The 17,145-nt window shown below is 63.1% G+C and carries 22 protein-coding genes; 17 read left to right on the plus strand and 5 right to left on the minus strand.

Annotated elements, in window-relative coordinates:
- Complete coding sequence (locus ACYU81_RS09640) at positions 1 to 1,482, minus strand: ABC transporter substrate-binding protein (protein ID WP_460987451.1); 1,482 nt, start codon at positions 1,480 to 1,482, stop codon at positions 1 to 3.
- A 502-nt stretch (positions 1,483 to 1,984) separates the two neighbouring features.
- Here ACYU81_RS09640 and ACYU81_RS09645 point away from each other — a divergent pair.
- The 3 genes from ACYU81_RS09645 to ACYU81_RS09655 are packed head-to-tail and all read left to right on the plus strand — an operon-like array spanning position 1,985 to position 3,610.
- Positions 1,985 to 2,923: a right-handed parallel beta-helix repeat-containing protein gene (locus ACYU81_RS09645; protein ID WP_460988160.1), complete on the plus strand. Its 939-nt coding sequence runs from the start codon at positions 1,985 to 1,987 to the stop codon at positions 2,921 to 2,923.
- 44 nt (positions 2,924 to 2,967) lie between these two features.
- Positions 2,968 to 3,171, plus strand: coding sequence for a hypothetical protein (locus ACYU81_RS09650; protein ID WP_196225314.1), 204 nt, complete (start codon positions 2,968 to 2,970; stop codon positions 3,169 to 3,171).
- A 28-nt stretch (positions 3,172 to 3,199) separates the two neighbouring features.
- Positions 3,200 to 3,610, plus strand: a complete 411-nt coding sequence (locus ACYU81_RS09655; RefSeq protein ID WP_460987452.1) for an STAS/SEC14 domain-containing protein — start codon at positions 3,200 to 3,202, stop codon at positions 3,608 to 3,610.
- A gap of 38 nt (positions 3,611 to 3,648) precedes the next feature.
- On the opposite strand, the gene ACYU81_RS09660 is transcribed toward ACYU81_RS09655, so the two are convergent.
- Complete coding sequence (locus ACYU81_RS09660) at positions 3,649 to 5,049, minus strand: helix-turn-helix domain-containing protein (RefSeq protein ID WP_460987453.1); 1,401 nt, start codon at positions 5,047 to 5,049, stop codon at positions 3,649 to 3,651.
- 142 nt (positions 5,050 to 5,191) lie between these two features.
- On the opposite strand from ACYU81_RS09660, the gene ACYU81_RS09665 reads away from it, so the two are divergent.
- The 8 genes from ACYU81_RS09665 (at position 5,192) to grxD (ending at position 11,072) form a co-directional block, all read left to right on the plus strand.
- On the plus strand, positions 5,192 to 6,784 hold the full coding sequence (locus tag ACYU81_RS09665) for an isocitrate lyase (protein ID WP_460987454.1): 1,593 nt from the start codon (positions 5,192 to 5,194) through the stop codon (positions 6,782 to 6,784).
- 23 nt (positions 6,785 to 6,807) lie between these two features.
- A complete protein-coding gene (locus ACYU81_RS09670; protein ID WP_449471143.1) occupies positions 6,808 to 6,960 on the plus strand; it encodes a hypothetical protein in 153 nt (50 codons plus the stop codon).
- A 142-nt stretch (positions 6,961 to 7,102) separates the two neighbouring features.
- Entirely contained in the window at positions 7,103 to 7,789 is a 687-nt protein-coding gene (locus ACYU81_RS09675) for a glutathione S-transferase family protein (RefSeq protein ID WP_460987455.1), read from the plus strand.
- A gap of 95 nt (positions 7,790 to 7,884) precedes the next feature.
- Positions 7,885 to 9,339, plus strand: coding sequence for a 3-isopropylmalate dehydratase large subunit (gene leuC / locus ACYU81_RS09680; protein ID WP_460987456.1), 1,455 nt, complete (start codon positions 7,885 to 7,887; stop codon positions 9,337 to 9,339).
- A gap of 109 nt (positions 9,340 to 9,448) precedes the next feature.
- Positions 9,449 to 10,042: a 3-isopropylmalate dehydratase small subunit gene (gene leuD / locus ACYU81_RS09685; protein ID WP_460987457.1), complete on the plus strand. Its 594-nt coding sequence runs from the start codon at positions 9,449 to 9,451 to the stop codon at positions 10,040 to 10,042.
- A gap of 58 nt (positions 10,043 to 10,100) precedes the next feature.
- Complete coding sequence (locus tag ACYU81_RS09690; protein ID WP_460987458.1) at positions 10,101 to 10,424, plus strand: DUF1476 domain-containing protein; 324 nt, start codon at positions 10,101 to 10,103, stop codon at positions 10,422 to 10,424.
- 18 nt (positions 10,425 to 10,442) lie between these two features.
- The gene (locus ACYU81_RS09695) at positions 10,443 to 10,676 is read left to right on the plus strand and encodes a BolA/IbaG family iron-sulfur metabolism protein (RefSeq protein ID WP_460987459.1); all 234 of its coding nucleotides are present in this window, start codon (positions 10,443 to 10,445) and stop codon (positions 10,674 to 10,676) included.
- 63 nt (positions 10,677 to 10,739) lie between these two features.
- On the plus strand, positions 10,740 to 11,072 hold the full coding sequence (grxD, locus tag ACYU81_RS09700) for a Grx4 family monothiol glutaredoxin (RefSeq protein WP_449471149.1): 333 nt from the start codon (positions 10,740 to 10,742) through the stop codon (positions 11,070 to 11,072).
- A 10-nt stretch (positions 11,073 to 11,082) separates the two neighbouring features.
- Here grxD and hemW read toward each other — a convergent pair whose 3' ends face one another.
- The gene (hemW, locus tag ACYU81_RS09705) at positions 11,083 to 12,258 is read right to left on the minus strand and encodes a radical SAM family heme chaperone HemW (protein ID WP_460987460.1); all 1,176 of its coding nucleotides are present in this window, start codon (positions 12,256 to 12,258) and stop codon (positions 11,083 to 11,085) included.
- A gap of 58 nt (positions 12,259 to 12,316) precedes the next feature.
- Between hemW and ACYU81_RS09710 the strand changes: the two genes are divergently transcribed.
- Positions 12,317 to 12,925: a CAP domain-containing protein gene (locus tag ACYU81_RS09710; RefSeq protein ID WP_460987461.1), complete on the plus strand. Its 609-nt coding sequence runs from the start codon at positions 12,317 to 12,319 to the stop codon at positions 12,923 to 12,925.
- Between the two features lie 15 nt (positions 12,926 to 12,940).
- On the opposite strand, the gene rdgB is transcribed toward ACYU81_RS09710, so the two are convergent.
- Both rdgB and rph read right to left on the minus strand, forming a co-directional pair.
- Positions 12,941 to 13,570, minus strand: a complete 630-nt coding sequence (rdgB, locus tag ACYU81_RS09715) for an RdgB/HAM1 family non-canonical purine NTP pyrophosphatase (RefSeq protein ID WP_460987462.1) — start codon at positions 13,568 to 13,570, stop codon at positions 12,941 to 12,943.
- Positions 13,571 to 13,669: 99 nt separating this feature from the next.
- Positions 13,670 to 14,386 carry a ribonuclease PH gene (rph, locus tag ACYU81_RS09720; protein WP_460987463.1) on the minus strand — a complete coding sequence of 239 codons (717 nt, stop codon included), beginning with the start codon at positions 14,384 to 14,386 and terminating at the stop codon, positions 13,670 to 13,672.
- Between the two features lie 94 nt (positions 14,387 to 14,480).
- Between rph and ACYU81_RS09725 the strand changes: the two genes are divergently transcribed.
- The 5 genes from ACYU81_RS09725 (at position 14,481) to ACYU81_RS09745 (ending at position 17,116) form a co-directional block, all read left to right on the plus strand.
- Positions 14,481 to 14,990 carry a DUF6438 domain-containing protein gene (locus ACYU81_RS09725; protein ID WP_460987464.1) on the plus strand — a complete coding sequence of 170 codons (510 nt, stop codon included), beginning with the start codon at positions 14,481 to 14,483 and terminating at the stop codon, positions 14,988 to 14,990.
- 43 nt (positions 14,991 to 15,033) lie between these two features.
- Positions 15,034 to 16,077, plus strand: coding sequence for a heat-inducible transcriptional repressor HrcA (gene hrcA, locus ACYU81_RS09730; protein ID WP_460987465.1), 1,044 nt, complete (start codon positions 15,034 to 15,036; stop codon positions 16,075 to 16,077).
- On the plus strand, positions 16,074 to 16,628 hold the full coding sequence (locus ACYU81_RS09735; protein ID WP_449471158.1) for a nucleotide exchange factor GrpE: 555 nt from the start codon (positions 16,074 to 16,076) through the stop codon (positions 16,626 to 16,628). Before hrcA ends, ACYU81_RS09735 begins: the two co-directional genes overlap by 4 nt.
- A 90-nt stretch (positions 16,629 to 16,718) precedes the next feature.
- The gene (locus tag ACYU81_RS09740; RefSeq protein WP_460987466.1) at positions 16,719 to 16,844 is read left to right on the plus strand and encodes a hypothetical protein; all 126 of its coding nucleotides are present in this window, start codon (positions 16,719 to 16,721) and stop codon (positions 16,842 to 16,844) included.
- On the plus strand, positions 16,841 to 17,116 hold the full coding sequence (locus ACYU81_RS09745; protein WP_460987467.1) for a DUF2218 domain-containing protein: 276 nt from the start codon (positions 16,841 to 16,843) through the stop codon (positions 17,114 to 17,116). The genes ACYU81_RS09740 and ACYU81_RS09745 overlap by 4 nt, the downstream gene beginning before the upstream one ends.
- Positions 17,117 to 17,145: the final 29 nt, after the last annotated feature.

Raw genomic sequence — 17,145 nt, forward strand, 5'->3', positions numbered from 1 at the left:
TTAATTGGTGGCGCGGAACAAATGGTTCAATGGATGCCGCGCGCGGGGCGAAGGCATGAATCCGGTCAGCCGCCGCGACACCAGCGACCAGCGCACCGGCGCGCCCAAGGCAACATAGCCGTTATGCGCCTGCATCAGCGCCTCGGCCTGCGCCACCCGCGCCATCCGCTCGGCCGCGCTGCCCGCCATGCTAGCGGCCCGCAACTGTGCATCGGCCTCCTCCGAACAATGCACCTTGCGCGCGCATCCGGCGCGGCCGAGATACCAGAGCACGCTGTCATAAGCGGCGACTTCATCGATCAGCCGCAGGTCGGCATCATCCTTCATGCCCACCCGCTCGACGCCCAACCCGATCATCGCCAGGTCATGGCGGACGAGGGCGAACAGGCTCGTCGCCCCCGGCCCTCGCGGCAAAGCCACCCGCAGCACCGGAGCATCGCCATTGTCGCTGCGCCACCGCGTGATGACCGCACTGGCCGCCGCTCGCCGGTCCCCCAACGGCATCGCTGTCCAATCCGGCGCAGTCGGGGGCCGAGGCAGATCAAGCTGCGTAGGCACGATCTTGTCGGTAATGGCCCACCCGCCCAGCGGAAACAGGATGGGCAACTGGCTGCGATCGATCGCCATGTTGATCGCCCGCCGCACGCCGTCATCGTCCAGCAGCTTGCCCTTGCCGGTCACGGCAAATCCCAACAGGCCCTGCACCGGGTCGATCCGCACCGCATCGCGATCAACCCCGGCTGGCACCAGCAGCGGCAGGTCGGCGAACCGCCCGCCCAGCACCGCCGCCGCCTTGCCCTCACGAAAACGAATGATGGCCAGCGCGGCTCTGTCCGCGCGCAATATGCGTGTTTCCCACGCCGCCGCCTTCGCCTCCTCCCCATCCTCGTCCCTGGGTGCCTTGTCGACCGGCGTCAGCGTCAACGCCTTGCCCCATGCCTCGCGCCGGTAAGGCCCGGTGCCGCCCTGTCGCGACAACAGCGCCATTTGCGGTTGCGCCAGCATCTGCAACAAATAGGGGCGGGGCTGGGACAGGCGGATCTCGATCACCTCGCCGGTCATCGGCACGACCGCCTCCACCGCGTCCAGCGGCCCGTCCGGGTCCAGCCGCCGCAATGTCTCGATCCGCGCCATCAACAGCTGCGCGACAGTCTTCGCCGTCACCTTCGGCCCATCGGCCCATAGCGCGCGCCGCAGGCGAAAGATGTAGCTGCGCCCATCCTCCTCGACGATCCAGCGCTGGGCCAGCGCGGGCAATATCTCGCCGCTGGCGTCAAAGGCGACCAGCCCCTGCGCCGTCGCCTCCAGGATCAGCTTGGCGCCTGGATTGGGCAGGTTCTCGATCGGTTTGGCGAAGTCAGCGGGTGATCCGATCACGCTCACCACCACCGGCCCGCTCGCCTCCTGCGAACAGCCCGCGATCATCGCGGCCGCGCCCAGCAGGACAGCCATCGATCGAAGCAGGGGAGCAGCCACGGTCATGCGTATGACAGGCTTAGGGTTTATCAGGCTCAAGTTGAAGCTTTTAGAGCGTGATCGTCTTACATGGAAGCATCGGTACTAAGGTTGATTTTCCGTCACCCCGGGCTTGACCCGGGGTCCCGCTGCCTCAGCAGCGTCGGAAAAGAAGCGGGACCCCGGATCAAGTCCGGGGTGACGATTACTCAAACATGGCCATGCTCTAAAATCGGGCCTCCGCCAGATCGTTTTAGGGCCGATCGACCTTCAGGAGATGGCGAGCCGAAAATGGTGGTTTTCCGTGACCCTTGAAGCGAGTCACGCGCCTCGCTTCAACGCAGCGTACTCACAGTACGTGAGCACCGGAAGCGCGGAGAGCCGCCATTTGCAGGCCGCCAGAACTGAATGTCGATCGGCCCTAGCAGGGCGAGCGAGGGGCAGGGCGATCGCACCTGTCCCGGAACAGGATTTCATTAACCACGACTCCGCATTGGCCGCCCTTTCCCAACCGTCTATGTCTTTAGTTATGCGCATCCTTTCGACGATCCTGCTCGTTTCCGCCGCCGCTGGCGCGGCTGCCCTGGCACAGGGGATGCCGACGCCTTTCACCGTGGTCGAAAGCGGGCGCGGTTACACCTCGCTAAAGGATGCGGTGGCGGCGATCGGCAATGGCAAGGGCACGGTCCTGATCGCGCCCGGCACCTATGCGCAATGCGCGGTGCAGCAGGGCGGGGACGTCGCCTTCCGCGCCCAGACGGCGGGCAGCGTCATCCTCGACGGCATGCCATGTGAAGGCAAGGCGGCACTGGTCTTGCGCGGCCGGTCAAGCAGCGTGGATGGCATCGTGTTCCAAAATCTGCGCGTGCCAGATGGCAATGGCGCGGGCATCCGGCTGGAAGGCGGCAATCTCACCGTCACCAACAGCCTGTTCCGCAACAGCGAGGAAGGGATATTGAGCGGCGACTCGCCGGGCAACAGCGTCACGATCGACAAATCCACCTTCCGCCATCTTGGCCGGTGCGACCGCGATCTGGATTGCGCCCATGGCATCTATATCGGTCGATATGGCAAACTTACCGTCACGCGGTCGCGATTCGATCAGGGCGATGGCGGCCATTATCTGAAAACCCGCACGCCCCGCGTCACCATCACCGGCAACAGCTTCGACGACAGCCACGGCCGCCTCACCAACTATATGATCGACCTGTCCAACGGGGCGAGTGGTGAGATCAGCGGCAATGAAATGGTGCAGGGCCGGGACAAGGATAATTACAGCGCCTTCATCACCGTCGCTCCGGAAGGGCGCGAACATGACAGCGGCGGCCTGTCGATCGCTGGCAACAGCGCGTCTTTCGTGCCCGGCCTGCAACGCAGCAGCAGCTTCGTCGCCAACTTCACAAGCGACGCGGTGAAGATCGGCGCGAATCGTCTGGGCGCCGGCATCAAGGTCACCGATCGCCGTTGAAGGCCCGGCTTGCGCCCTCGGTTGCGCCGCCCGATAATGGCGTCATGCGCAGCACCTATGATTCCGCCACCGTCCGCCTTTATCATCTGAGCGACAGCGAAGAAGGCGGCGCTGCGACCACCCTCTTTTACGGCCCGTTAAGCGAAGCCGTGCATATAGCGCAGCAACAGCCTCAGGAAATCCAGGACGGGCTGTTCATCGCGACCGACAATGATGTGGTTGCCTGGCTGGATTTGCAGGAGGACTGAACGCAGTCCTTCTGGATTAGGAGGGCTTGTGCAGAAGTTGGAAGGCTTTTTCGAGGGCGATTATGACCGCGATCGCAAGCTGCTACATATCACCACTTACGGCTTCTGGAATCTGGATGCGGTCGATCAGTTCGGCCGCGCGCTCGAGGAAGAAGTCCGCGCGGCGGATCCGTCGTGCGACGTTCTGGTCAATACCTGCCGCACGGAAATCCATACCCCCGAAGTCAGCGAAGCGCTCGGTCGCCTCTCCTACACGCACAAGGATTCGGATACCGGCCGCATCGCCGTAGTCTCGCCTTCGGTGCTCCTGCGGATGCAGACGAGACGGCTGCAAAATATGAACACAACCTACGGCTATTTCGAAACCGAGCAGGAGGCTCTCGACTGGCTCGCGACTCCTGCTGATTCGTCGGCGCCGCAGACGCGCGCCGCTGGCTGAAGCGACCGGGATCGCTCGTGCGGCGGTTGCGGCGCTGCTCAACCGTCGGCAAAGCCGAAAGGCGCGTAGCCCCGGCGATAGTCCTCCGGCAGCATTTCACGCCCGATGGGCGGCGCGGATCGCGCCATGCACTGGCTCCGGTGGCACAGGCGGCATGTCAGTCCGATCGGCGTCGGCTCGGACGCCCCAAGTCCCTGCGTATAGATCAGCCGATGGGCATGTTCGGCCGCGCAGGCGAGCGCGATCGCCCGCTCCACACGCGGCGCGCCCCAGCCGCCGCCGCCCGCCGTCACCCTCCGCGCGATCGAGAAAAACCGTTGTCCGTCGGGCAGTTCCAGCCATTGCGTCACCACGTCGCCGGGCCGCTCGAACACATGATGGATCGACCAGAGCGGGCATGATCCGCCATGCCGCGCAAAGGGAAAGCCTGCGCCGTCCAGCCGCTTGCTGACATTGCCCGCCCTATCGACGCGCAGGAAGAAGAAAGGCACGCGTTCGTGCCCCGGCTTTTGCAGCGTGGTCAGTCGGTGCGCCGTCTGTTCAAAGCTCGTCCCGAATTGCCGGGCCAGTGCCTCGACATCGTAGCGCCGCGCCTCCACCGCCTTGGCAAAGGCCGCATAGGGCATCAATATGGCGGCGGCGCCATAATTGGCGAGGCCCTGGCGGGCCAGCTGCCGTCCACCTGCGCTGGAAAACTGCCCGTCCTTCAGCAGGGACTCCATGTCCGCGCGCATCTCCAGATAGGCGATCTGTATCGCCAGCTGAAAGGCGGTGCTCGCGCCGTCCAGCGCATCGTCGATCAGCACCGCGTCGCGATGCCGGTCCAGCCGCCGCATCGACCCCGCCATGACATCGGGCGGCAGGCGCCGGACGCGCAGGCCATGCTTGCTTTTCAGCCATGCTGCCGTGCCGCCTGCTTGTTCGATCTGCGCGGCGATCCTTTCCCCCGCATCGTCCAGCGGCGGAAAACTGTTGCGCCGCGCGCCCAGGAATCGGCGCGCCTCGGCCGCCGGGTCGGGCGCTTCATCGGGTGCGTCGGCGCGATCGCCGCTCCGGTCGGCCAGCGCCATCTGCTCCTCGCGATAGGCGGTGTGCAGCCGCAGCAGCGCTTCGCTGAACCCCGGATAGTTGATCGCGACATCCTGCATGGCCAGCGCGGGCAGGTCGATGTCGGCAAACATCGGGTCCTTCAACGCTGCCTGCAACCGCGCCGTCTGCTCCGCGCCGCCGTCGCCCGCCAGCTCGCTCATGTCCATCCGGTATGTGCGCGCCAGCCGCAGCAGCATGTCCGCCGTCAACGGCCGCTGGTTCCGCTCCAGCAGCGCAACATAGGAGGCGGAGATTTCAAGGTCCGCCGCCATATCGGACTGGGTCAGCCCCAACTCCCGCCGCAACCGCCGCAAGCGCGGCCCCATATAGACGGGACGATCCTTGGCCATGTTCGATTGCGCTCCTGTGCAGACATTACAACTCTACAAGGAAAGTTTGTAAAGATCGACAACTGAACCTCACACCCCCTCCCGCCCCAGGTCATCCTCCCCCAGAACGATTTTAATTCGCCAATTCATTCAGGGGATTCCCATGACCTACGCCCAACAAATCACCCGCGCCTCCTCCCTGCTGGGCGAAGAGTCCAACTGGAATGGCATCGCCGCCGATTCGGTCGCCAGAATGCGTCTCCAGAATCGCTTCCCCACCGGCCTCGACATCGCCCGCTACACCGCCGCGATCATGCGCCGCGACATGGCCGCTTATGATGCCGACCCGGCGAACTACACCCAGTCGCTGGGTTGCTGGCACGGCTTCATCGGCCAGCAGAAGATGATCAGCATCAAGAAGCATTTCGGCACGACCAAGGGCAAATATCTCTACCTCTCCGGCTGGATGATCGCGGCGCTGCGTTCCGAATTCGGCCCGCTCCCGGATCAGTCGATGCATGAAAAGACCAGCGTCCCCGCGCTGATCGAGGAACTCTACACCTTCCTGCGCCAGGCGGATGCCCGCGAACTCGGCATGCTGTTCCGCGACCTCGACAAGGCCCGCGAGACGGGCAATGAAGTTGAGGTCCATCGCCTCACCAACGCGATCGACAATCACGAAACCCACATCGTCCCGATCATCGCCGACATCGACGCAGGTTTCGGCAACGCCGAAGCGACCTATCTGCTCGCCAAGAAGATGATCGAGGCGGGCGCCTGCGCGCTCCAGATCGAGAATCAGGTCTCGGACGAAAAGCAGTGCGGCCATCAGGACGGCAAGGTCACCGTTCCGCACGAGGACTTCCTCGCGAAGATCCGCGCCTGCCGTTATGCCTTCCTCGAACTCGGCATCGATGACGGCATTATCGTCGCCCGCACCGATTCGCTCGGCGCCGGTCTCACCAAGCAGATCGCCTTCAGCCGCGAGCCGGGCGACCTTGGCGACCAGTATAACAGCTTCCTCGATGTCGAAGAGGTCGCCGATCCATCGACCCTGCGCGGCGATGTCGTCATCGCCCGCGACGGCAAGCTGCTGCGGCCCAAGCGTCTGGCATCAAACCTTTTCCAGTTCCGCTCCGGAACCGGCGAGGACCGGGTCGTCCTGGATTGCATCACCTCGCTTCAGAACGGCGCAGACCTGCTGTGGATCGAAACCGAAAAGCCCCATGTCGAACAGATTGCGGGCATGGTGGACCGCGTCCGCGAGGTCATCCCGAACGCCAAGCTGGTTTACAATAACTCGCCGAGCTTCAACTGGACGCTGAACTTCCGCCAACAGGTGTTCGACAGCTGGCAGGCACAGGGCAGGGACGTTTCCGCCTATGACCGCGCCCGCCTGATGAGCGCAGACTATGATGCCACCGACCTTGGCCGTGAGGCTGATGAAAAGATCCGCACCTTCCAGAAGGACGCCGCAGCGCGGGCGGGCATCTTCCATCATCTCATCACGCTGCCGACCTATCACACGGCTGCGCTGTCGACCGACAATCTGGCGCGGGAATATTTCGGCGACGCCGGGATGCTCGGCTATGTTGAGGGCGTCCAGCGCCGCGAAATCCGCGAGGGCATCGCCTGCGTGAAGCACCAGAATATGGCGGGCAGCGACATCGGTGATGATCACAAGGAATATTTCGCCGGTGAGGCAGCACTGAAGGCTGGCGGCAGCCACAATACGATGAACCAGTTCGCAGCTTGAAGAACCAAGGAAAGGAGGACGAAATGACTGAACCCACGAGGTCCCGCGCGGTTTTCTCGACCGAGGATTTTTCGCTGCTCAGGACGGCGGTGGCCGATTATCTGCAGAAGGTGAAAGACACGCCGGAGTCGGTGAAGTTCGCCAACCTGTATCACCGGCTCGGTCGCCTGCGCTAATCGCCCGCTGTCGATGAGAGAAAGCCTGCCTCCGGTGATCCCGGCGGCAGGCTTTTCTAATCACCGTCAAGCCCGCTTTGTGCTTTCGCCCGAACGGCTGGACGCTTACCCTGAAGGTGTCAGACCCGACGGGAGAGCCCCCATGCCCTACACGCTCATTACCGCGAACCGGAATTATTCCAGCTGGTCACTGCGTCCCTGGGTGCTGATGAAGGCGCTCGGCATTCCCTTCGCGGATCGGCTTGAGCCCTTTGTGCAGAGCATAAATTACTCTGCCTTCCGCAACTTTTCACCAACCGGCCAGGTGCCGGCCTTGATCGATGGCGATCGGACGGTGTGGGATTCCCTCGGCATCACCCTCTATCTTGCCGATCGCCACCCTGCCGTATGGCCACAGGAGGAATCCGCCCGCGCCTTCGCCCAAAGCGCCGTTGCGGAAATGCACAGCGGTTTTGCGACCCTGCGCAACGAATGCCCCATGAATGTCGGCGTGCGAGTCGAACGCGACCTGCCCTCGCCACAGCTGAACCGCGACATAGCGCGGCTTTCGGAATTGTGGGGGGAGGGGCTGAAGCGCTTTGGCGGCCCCTTCCTCGCCGGGCCAGCCTTCACCGCGATCGACGCCTTCTACGCGCCCGTCGCATTCCGGGTACGGACCTATGACCTGAACGTCGGGCCAGTGGCGCACGGATGGGTCGATCACATGCTGGCCCACCCCGCAATGCGGGAATGGGAGGCCGCTGCTCTCGCCGAAACCTGGCGGGAGGAAAGCCATGAGGCGGATGTCGGTGCCGCTGGCCGCATCATGCAGGATTACCGCGCGTCCTGACTCGCCCCTTGCAAGCCTGCTATCCCCGGGAACAGCAAATATTGGTCCCATGCCCCCTTTCGCTGCGCCCCCTCTGGGTCTAGGGGGAAAGGGTTATGGTCAAGCCCCGCACGCTGTACGAGAAGATTTGGGACGCGCATGTCGTTGAACGCCGTCCCGATGGAACCTGCCTCATCTATATCGACCGCCACCTCGTACATGAGGTGACGAGTCCCCAGGCCTTCGAGGGTCTAAGGATAGCGGGCCGCCTGGTGCGCCGCCCCGATCTGACGCTCGCTGTTCCGGATCACAATCTGCCCACGACGCCCCGCCGCGATGCGCAGGGCAACCGCATCCCCATCGCCGATCCAGAAAGCGCGCAGCAGCTTGCCGCGCTGGAAAGAAATGCGCCGGAGTTCGGCGTTCGCCTGATCGGCGATGCGGATCTTGAACAGGGGATTGTTCACGTAGTGGGGCCGGAGCAGGGCTTCACCCTGCCGGGCACGACGCTGGTCTGTGGCGACAGCCACACCAGCTCGCACGGGGCGCTAGGCGCGCTGGCCTTCGGCATCGGCACCTCCGAGGTTGAGCATGTGCTCGCCACGCAGACCCTGCTGCTCAAGCAATCGAAGACCATGGAAGTCGTCGTCGAAGGCGAACTGGGCTTCGGCGTTACGCCCAAGGATGTGGCGCTGGCCATCTGCGGCCGTATCGGCACGGCGGGCGGCACCGGCTACGTCATGGAATATCGCGGCTCTGTCTTCCGCGACATGTCGATCGAAGGCCGCCTGACCGTCGCCAACATGTCGATCGAGGCAGGCGCGCGTTCGGGCCTGTTCGCCCCGGATGAGAAGACCGTTGCCTATCTGAAGGGCCGTCCCATGGCGCCCAAGGGCGCCGATTGGGATGCCGCCGTCGCCTATTGGAAGACGCTGGCGACCGATGAAGGCGCGCAGTTCGACAAAACGATCGTCATCGATGCCGCCGACATCGTGCCCAACGTGACCTGGGGCACCAGCCCCGAGGACGTCGTGCCGGTGACTGGCGTCGTTCCCGATCCGGAAAGCTTCGCCGACGCGTCCAAGCGCGCCGCCGCGCAGAAGTCCCTCGACTATATGGGCCTCACCGCCGGACAGCGGATGGAGGACGTGACGGTCGAACATATCTTCATCGGCAGCTGCACCAACAGCCGCATAGAAGATTTGCGCGCCGCCGCCGCCCTGCTGAAGGACAAGCATATCGCCAGCGGCATCAAGCAGGCGCTGGTCGTTCCCGGATCGGGTCTGGTGAAGCAGCAGGCCGAAGCCGAAGGGCTCGACCGCATATTCACCGATGCCGGGTTCGAATGGCGCGAACCGGGCTGCTCAGCGTGCCTGGGCATGAATCCCGACAAGGTGCCTGCCGGCGAGCGCTGTGCTTCCACCAGCAACCGCAACTTCATGGGCCGCCAAGGCCCCGGTTCGCGCACTCATCTCGTATCCCCCGCCATGGCAGCCGCTGCCGCCATCACCGGACATCTGACCGACGTGCGAGAATTGCTGAACGAAAAACAGGGAGAGGTGGTCGCATGAAGAAGGTATTCTGGGTGCTGGCGCTCGGCGCGCTGGCCAGTGCCGCCATGGCGGCGACCCTCGGGCGTGCGGAAGACAGCCGCCGCCTGGAGACCAAGCGGGCGCATTGATGGACAAGCTGAATATCGTTGAGGGCAAGGCCTATCCGTTCGGGATGAAGAATGTCGATACCGACATCGTCATTCCGGCGCATTGGTTGAAGACCATTTCGCGCTCGGGCCTTGGCAAGGGCGCGTTCGAAGTGCTGCGCAAGGAACCGGGCAACGTCTTTGACGATCCGGAATATGCTGGCAGCCCCATACTTATCGCGGGCGACAATTTCGGCTGCGGGTCCAGCCGCGAACATGCCGCCTGGGCGCTAGCCGACCTTGGCATCAAGGTGGTGATTGCGCCTAGCTTCTCCGACATTTTCTCGGGCAACGCGTTTAAGAACGGCATCCTTACCGTGGTTCTGCCGCAGGAAGCGATCGACCGGCTGATGGAGGTCGCGAAGAGTGATCCGATCCATGTCGATCTGGAACATCAGACCGTCACGACGCAGTTTCAGGACCGGTTCCAGTTCGAAATCGACCCGTTCCGCAAGCACTGCCTGCTGGGCGGGCTGGACGAGATCGGGCTGACTTTGGGGCAGGCCGATACGATCAGCCAGTTCGAGGCGAAGGACGCCGGGCTGCGGCCCTGGCTTGTTCCTGCCGTTGCGTAACCGTCTCGATCTTCCTATCTCATCCCAGACTTCAGCTTCTTTTTGACAAGGCACAGGCATGACGACTTTCGACGACCGCGAAAAGGCCTTTGAAAATATGTTCGCCCATGACCAGGAGATGCAGTTCCGCATCCAGGCGCGGCGGAACCGGCTGCTCGGCGAATGGGCCGCAGTGCGTATGGGCCTGACGCCGGAAGAGACCGACGCCTATGCCAAATCCGTAGTGCAGGCCGATTTCGAAGAAGCGGGCGATGAAGATGTCATCCGCAAGCTCGTGGGTGATATGACCCAAGCTGGCGTAGACATTGACGAGCCGGGCGTGCGAGCGGCTCTGGAAGAGCAGCAGGTGATCGCGCGCCGCCAGTTCATCGAAGCCCAGTAAGCAGGACGGACGCCCCCCATGCCGATGGCTGCGCAAGACATTGCCGATATGATCCGGGCGGCTATTCCGGACGCGGAGGTCGAAATTACCGATCTCGCCGGTGATGGCGATCATTATGCGGCGCGCGTCGTGGCGGAAAGCTTCCGGGGCATGAGCCGGGTCGCGCAACAGCGCGCCGTCTATGCTGCGCTTGGCGGTCGCATGGGCGGCGTGCTCCATGCCTTGCAACTGACCACTGCCGTTCCCAACTAACCGCTATCATTTTTCATGCGCGCTGCCTGCAATTTTTCAGCGCCCGACAGGACTGGACCGACCATGACCGACGCCGTGCATCAACGGATCGCCGATATTGTGAATAGCAATGACGTCGTGCTCTTCATGAAGGGCACCCCTCTGTTCCCGCAATGTGGTTTTTCCAGTCGTGCAATTGCCATCCTCGATCATCTGGGCGTCGCCTATGAATCCGTAGATGTGCTGCAGGACCAGCTGGTTCGGCAGGGCATTAAGGCTTTTTCGGATTGGCCGACCATCCCCCAGCTCTATGTGAAGGGCGAATTTGTCGGCGGCAGCGACATCATGATGGAAATGTATGAAGCTGGTGAGCTTCAGCAGCTGATGACCGACGAAGGCGTCGCAGCGGCTAACTGAATCGCAGCAGTCAGACCTTAACGATCTCTGGAAGGATAGCGTCCAGTAGCAGCATGGCTGCTGGCGTAATCTTCAGATGCGGCCCTTTGCGCTCGATCAGGTCCAGTTGGGCGAGCCGCGCAATGGCAGCTTCATCAATCAACTGCTCGACGGGGATACCGGATAGCGCCGAGATGCGATCAAGATCGACGCCCTCCGCAAGCCGCAATCCCATCAGCAGCGCTTCACGCCCGCGATCTTCTGGCGTCAGCACTTCCTCGCTTTGCAGCCCGTGGCCATTCCGGCCCACCGCGCCCATCCAGTTTTCCGGCTTCTTGTGGCGAAGCGTCGCCATCCCCTCGCGCCGTCCATGCGCGCCGGGACCGATCCCGGCATAGGTGCCATAGCGCCAATAGGTAAGGTTGTGGCGGCTCTCCTGACCGGGCTTCGCATGATTGCTGATTTCATAGGCGGGCAGTCCGGCCGCCTCGGTCATGGCCTGCGTCTGCTCATAGAGGGTCGCCGCATGGTCCGGGTCAGCAGGCGTCAGTTTCCCCTGAGCAACGAGCGTGGCAAACCGCGTGCCCGGCTCGATCGTCAGTTGATAAAGCGACAGGTGATCGGTGCCAAAAGACAGGCCGCGCGCCAGCTCCGCCTCCCAGTCCGCCTCGCTCTGGTCGGGCCGCGCATAGATCAGGTCCATGTTCACCCGGTCGAATTCGGACTGCGCGACATCCAGCGCAGCCAGCGCCTCGTCCACATCATGCGCCCGGCCGAGAAAATGCAGCGCCTGATTATTCAGCGCCTGCACCCCCAGTGACACGCGGTTCACCCCCGCACGCGCCAGATCGGCGAAGCGCGCTGCTTCCACCGAACTTGGATTAGCCTCCAGCGTGATTTCCATGTCCGCCGTGGGCCGCCAGTAGCTGGCGGCAGCGTCGATGATGTTCGAGACGATTTCCGGCGGCATCAGTGACGGCGTTCCGCCGCCGAAAAAGATGGATGAGAGCGGCCGCCCGCCAGTCAGCCCCGCTTCATGAGCCAGATCCTCCAACAGCGCGGTGCGCCAGGCATCGGTATCGATGTCCGCACGGACATGGCTGTTAAAATCACAATAAGGACATTTGGAAACGCAAAATGGCCAATGCACATATAGGGCCATAGGTTCAGGCGCGGAGGCCGGGGAATCGATCGGGGGCAGGGGCATGAGTGGGGGCGTCCTTAGACGGCTTTGGGCCGCACGGCTAGCAATGGCAGCGCTTGCGATGACAGGGATCATTGCTGATCAGCCCACGAAAGCCTCCCCGTTGGGCCGGGCGGCGCCGACCCAGACGGTCATGCCCGCCGCCTATTACGGTATGGAAGAGGCGGAACGCGGCAACCTATTGCTGCGCGACGTCGTACTGGGCATGCACAATGACGAGCGCCAATCTCTGGGCCTCACGCCGTTGGCATGGGATAGCGCCCTCGCTCAGGATGCTGCCCAATATGCCCGGCAGATGGCCGTGACCAACCGCTTCCAACATTCCCCGCGCGCATCCCGCGCCGTTCCCAGCGGTGAAAATCTTTGGATGGGTCCGCGGCGTCTCTACGGATATGAGACGATGATCGGTGCTTTCCTCAATGAAAAGCGCCTGTTCCGGCGTGGAGGAAAATTGCCGGACATCAGCATGTCTGGCCGCTGGGAAGATGTCGGCCATTATACGCAGATGATCTGGCGCGGCACGCAAAAGGTCGGCTGCGCCCTCGCCGAAGGGCAGAATTACGATTATCTCGTCTGCCGCTATTTCCCAGCGGGCAACGCATTTGGCAAAGGCCCGCTGGACGCAGACGACAGCCCTTTCGGCTCCCGTCTGGCCAGCATGGGCGAATAAGCCCGCCTCGCTTCTTTAGAAGACAGCCGCGACCAGCTGCGCGAAGGCATCCGAACGATGGCTCATTGCATGTTTCTTTTCCGGCTCCATCTCGCCAAAGCTGATCGTGTGGCCCAGCGGCTGGAACATCGGGTCATAGCCAAAGCCCTTTTCCCCGCGCGGCGGCCAGATGAGGATGCCGTCAACCCGACCCTCAAACACCTCGACATGACCATCGGGCCAAGCCACCGCCAACGCGCAAATGAAATGCGCGCCATGCCCGGCATCAGGCCCCTTGGCTTCGATCGCATCCCATACGCGCTGCATCGCGATGCTGAAATCCTTGGTTTCACCCGCCCAACGAGCGGAGAAGATGCCCGGATCACCATTCAGTGCCTCAACGCACAGCCCGCTATCATCCGCCAGCGCGGGAAGCCCCGACAGATCGGCCGCCTGCATCGCCTTCAGCTCTGCATTGGCGATGAAGGTCGTGCCGGTTTCTTCCGGTTCGGGCAGATCCAGCGCCGCCGCAGACACGGTCTCGATCCCGAAGGGCGCTAGCAGTTCGCCAATCTCCCGCACCTTGCCGGGATTATGGCTGGCGATCACCAGCTTGCCGGGACCCAGCTTGCGGATCGCCTGTTCCTGTCCGAAATCGTCGCTCATGATTATGTCATTCTCCCCGTTCGCTTCGAGCATAGTCGAGAAGCGCGTAGTGCATAGATAGCATTTCTCGAAACGCTCGAAACGAACGGACGAATGCGCTTAGCGGCCCGTCGCCTTGTCCTGCGCAGCAAAGATCTGCGAGCAACCGATGCGCGCCAGCCGCAGCAGGCGGAGCAGCTCCTCCTCGTCATAGGCGGCGCCTTCGGCGGTCGCCTGCACTTCGGCAAACTTGCCGTCGCCGGTCAGGATCAGGTTGGCGTCAGTTTCGGCATTGCTGTCCTCGGCATAGTCGAGGTCCAGCACGGGCGTGCCATTATAGATGCCGCAGCTGATCGCCGCGACCTTCTGGATGATCGGATCTTCGGTCAGCGCACCCGAAGCGATCAGCTTGTCGATGGCGATGCGCAAAGCCACCCAGCTGCCGGAAATGGCCGCCGTCCGAGTGCCGCCATCGGCCTGGATCACGTCGCAATCGATAACAATCTGCCGCTCGCCCAGCTTTTTCATATCAACGACGGTGCGCAGCGACCGGCCGATCAAACGCTGGATTTCCTGCGTGCGGCCCGACTGCTTGCCCTTGGCTGCCTCACGGCTGCCGCGCGTATGGGTGGCGCGGGGCAGCATGCCATATTCCGCCGTCACCCAGCCTGAACCCTTGCCACGCAGGAAGGGCGGCACCTTCTCCTCCACCGAAGCGGTGCACAGCACCCGCGTATCGCCGAAGCTGACCAGGCAGCTGCCCTCGGCATGGATGGTGAAGCCGGGCTCCATGGTGATGTCGCGCATCTGGTCGGGCGCGCGGCCGGAAGGACGCATAAAATTTTCTCCGAAGGGTTCAGTCGGTGCGGCTTAGCGCTGGGAGCGTCGTCTTGCCAGTGGCGATACGTGCGAAAGATGGTAGGAAGCGCCCATGCAGTTGCGTCGGATGATGATTTTCGCGGTCGCCGCCCTGACAGCCGGTTGTGCGGCAGAGCGGGTTGAACTTGAAAAGCCCGCTGCCCGCGGTGACACGATCCGTTTTTCGGCTGGGCCCTGTTTCGGCGTCTGCCCCAGTTACAGCCTGCAGGTGACGCCTGATGGCTCAGGCTTGCTGGAGCCTGAGCGGTTCACGGCCGTTCCGGGTGCGACGCGCTTCACCGTCACGCCAGCGCAATATCGCCGTTTCCGCGCCGCGCTGGCGCAATTCCGGCCTCCTGCAGGAACAGTTCGGCGCATCACCCACGGGGAGAATTGCACCCGCTTCGCGACCGACATGCCCGGCTACACCATCGAATGGACCAGGGATCAGCAGCCGACCACCCGGCTGGAGTTCCAGTCGGGATGCATGGACGCCAGCTATGGCAAGTTGCGTGCCACCATCGCGGCCGTTCCCCGGATGCTGGACATCGACGCGATGGTGAAGCCGTCCGCCGTCAGATAGCCCCGGCTTGAGTACGGCCCTTCGCTCGCCTAGATAGGGGCGCATGGCGGTCACACCAGTTACCGAACTCAATGAGCGGGCGCGCGACGTTTTCCGGGTGGTGGTCGAAAGCTATCTCGGCACCGGCCTGCCCGTGGGCTCGCGCACCATCAGCAAAATCGCCTCGCTCAGCCTGTCGCCTGCATCGATCCGCAACGTCATGCAGGATCTGGAGGAGCTGGGACTGCTGGCCGCCCCGCACACTTCGGCAGGGCGCATGCCGACCGAAACCGGATTGCGCCTTTTTGTCGATGGCATGATGCAGGCGGCCGAGCCTTCGGTCGAGGAACGCCGCGCGATCGAGGCAGGCATTGCCGAGGGTGGCCCGATCGAGGAAGCATTGTCCGCAGCGACTGCCGCGCTATCGGGCCTCTCTGCCTGCGCGGGAATCGTCATGGTGCCCAAGCGCGAGCCGGTGATGCGCCAGTTCGGCTTTGTGCCGCTCAACGGCCGTCAGGCGCTGGCCGTGTTGGTGGGACAGGACGGCTCGGTAGAAAACCGCGTGCTCGACATGCCCGCAGGCGTGACGCCCAGCATGCTGAACGAAGCGGCGAACTTCATGTCCGCGCGCTTTGCCGGAATGACGCTCAGGGAGGCGGGCGAAGCCCTGCGTCGCGAGATGGAGGGCGAGAGGACCGCGCTTCAGGGCGCGGCGCGAGAACTGGTGGCGCGTGGTATCGCTGTCTGGTCGCAGGATGCGGATGACCGTCCCGTCCTGATCGTGCGTGGTCAGGCGCATCTGCTGGATGACGGCACTGCCGCCGACCTGGAACGGGTGCGCCAGTTGCTCGAACAACTGGAAGGCAAGCAGGAGATTTCGCGCCTGCTGGAAGGCGCGCTGGCGGGCAGCGCGACGAAAATCTTCATCGGGTCGGAAAACAAGCTCTTTTCCCTTTCCGGTTCTTCGGTCATAGCCGCGCCTTACCGTGGCGGCGATGGCCGTGTTGTCGGCGTTGTCGGCGTCATTGGCCCAACGCGCTTGAACTACGCGCGGGTGATCCCCATGGTGGATTTCACTGCGCAGACGTTATCGAGATTGATGAGATGAGCGAAGACAAGCTGAATATCGAAAATACTGAAGTCGTTGACGAACTGCCCGAGGACGCAGCGCCTGTGGGCGATGCGGCTGCTGAACGCCTTGCAGCGCTGGAGGGTGAGCTGGCGGCGGCGAAGCAGGACGCGCTCTACGCCCATGCCGAAACGCAGAATGTCCGTCGGCGGCTTGAAAAGGAACTGGCCGACACGCGCGCCTATGCGACGACGTCGTTCGCGCGGGACATGCTCTCGGTGGCGGACAATCTGGGGCGCGCGCTGCAAACCATCCCGGCGGAACTGCGCGAGGATGAAAAGTTCAAGGGGCTGGTCGCTGGCCTCGAAGCGACGGGCCGGGAACTGGAAGGCGTCTTTGGCCGCAATGGCATCGAAAAGCTGGTGTCGGTTGGACAGCCGCTTGATCCCAACAAGCATCAGGCGATGATGGAAGTGCCGTCGGATGATGTTGAGCCGGGGACAGTGCTGGTGGAAATGCAGGCGGGATACACGATCCGCGATCGCCTGCTGCGCCCGGCCTTGGTGAGTGTTGCCAAGAAGCCCGACTGACGACCATTCGCTAGCCAATCCAAAAACCCGCCGGGCTTGATCCGGCGGGTTTTTTCATATGCGGGAGGGCAGAAGGCTCCGCTGCGGACGATGCACAATTTTTCCGTGGCCGCGCGTGGGCGGCTTGAAAGGGAAGGCGCCGATTCCCAAACCACGGTCGATGTCGTCGCTCGGATCGACGAAGCGGCCAGCCAGATCGAAAGGCTCGACCCATGATCCTGACCGCCAATGTGCCGACCAAAAACGGCAGCCGCTATCTCCTGCAGCTGTGCAAGCATTGGAGCCACAAGTTTGAAACCGACTTCGATGCGCAGGGCGTGATCGCCTTTCCTATGGGGCCGATCCGCATGGCTGCCGACGAAGACACGCTGACGGTGGCTATCGACCCGGTGGAGGGTGCTGACGTGGAACGTTTCAAGCAAGTCGTGGCCGACCATCTCGACCGCTTTGCCTTTCGGGAAGCCCCGCTAAGCTTCGATTGGCAGTGACCGCCTTAGAACACATCCGTCATCCCGGA

The organism is Sphingobium sp. TomTYG75 (assembly GCF_054771635.1).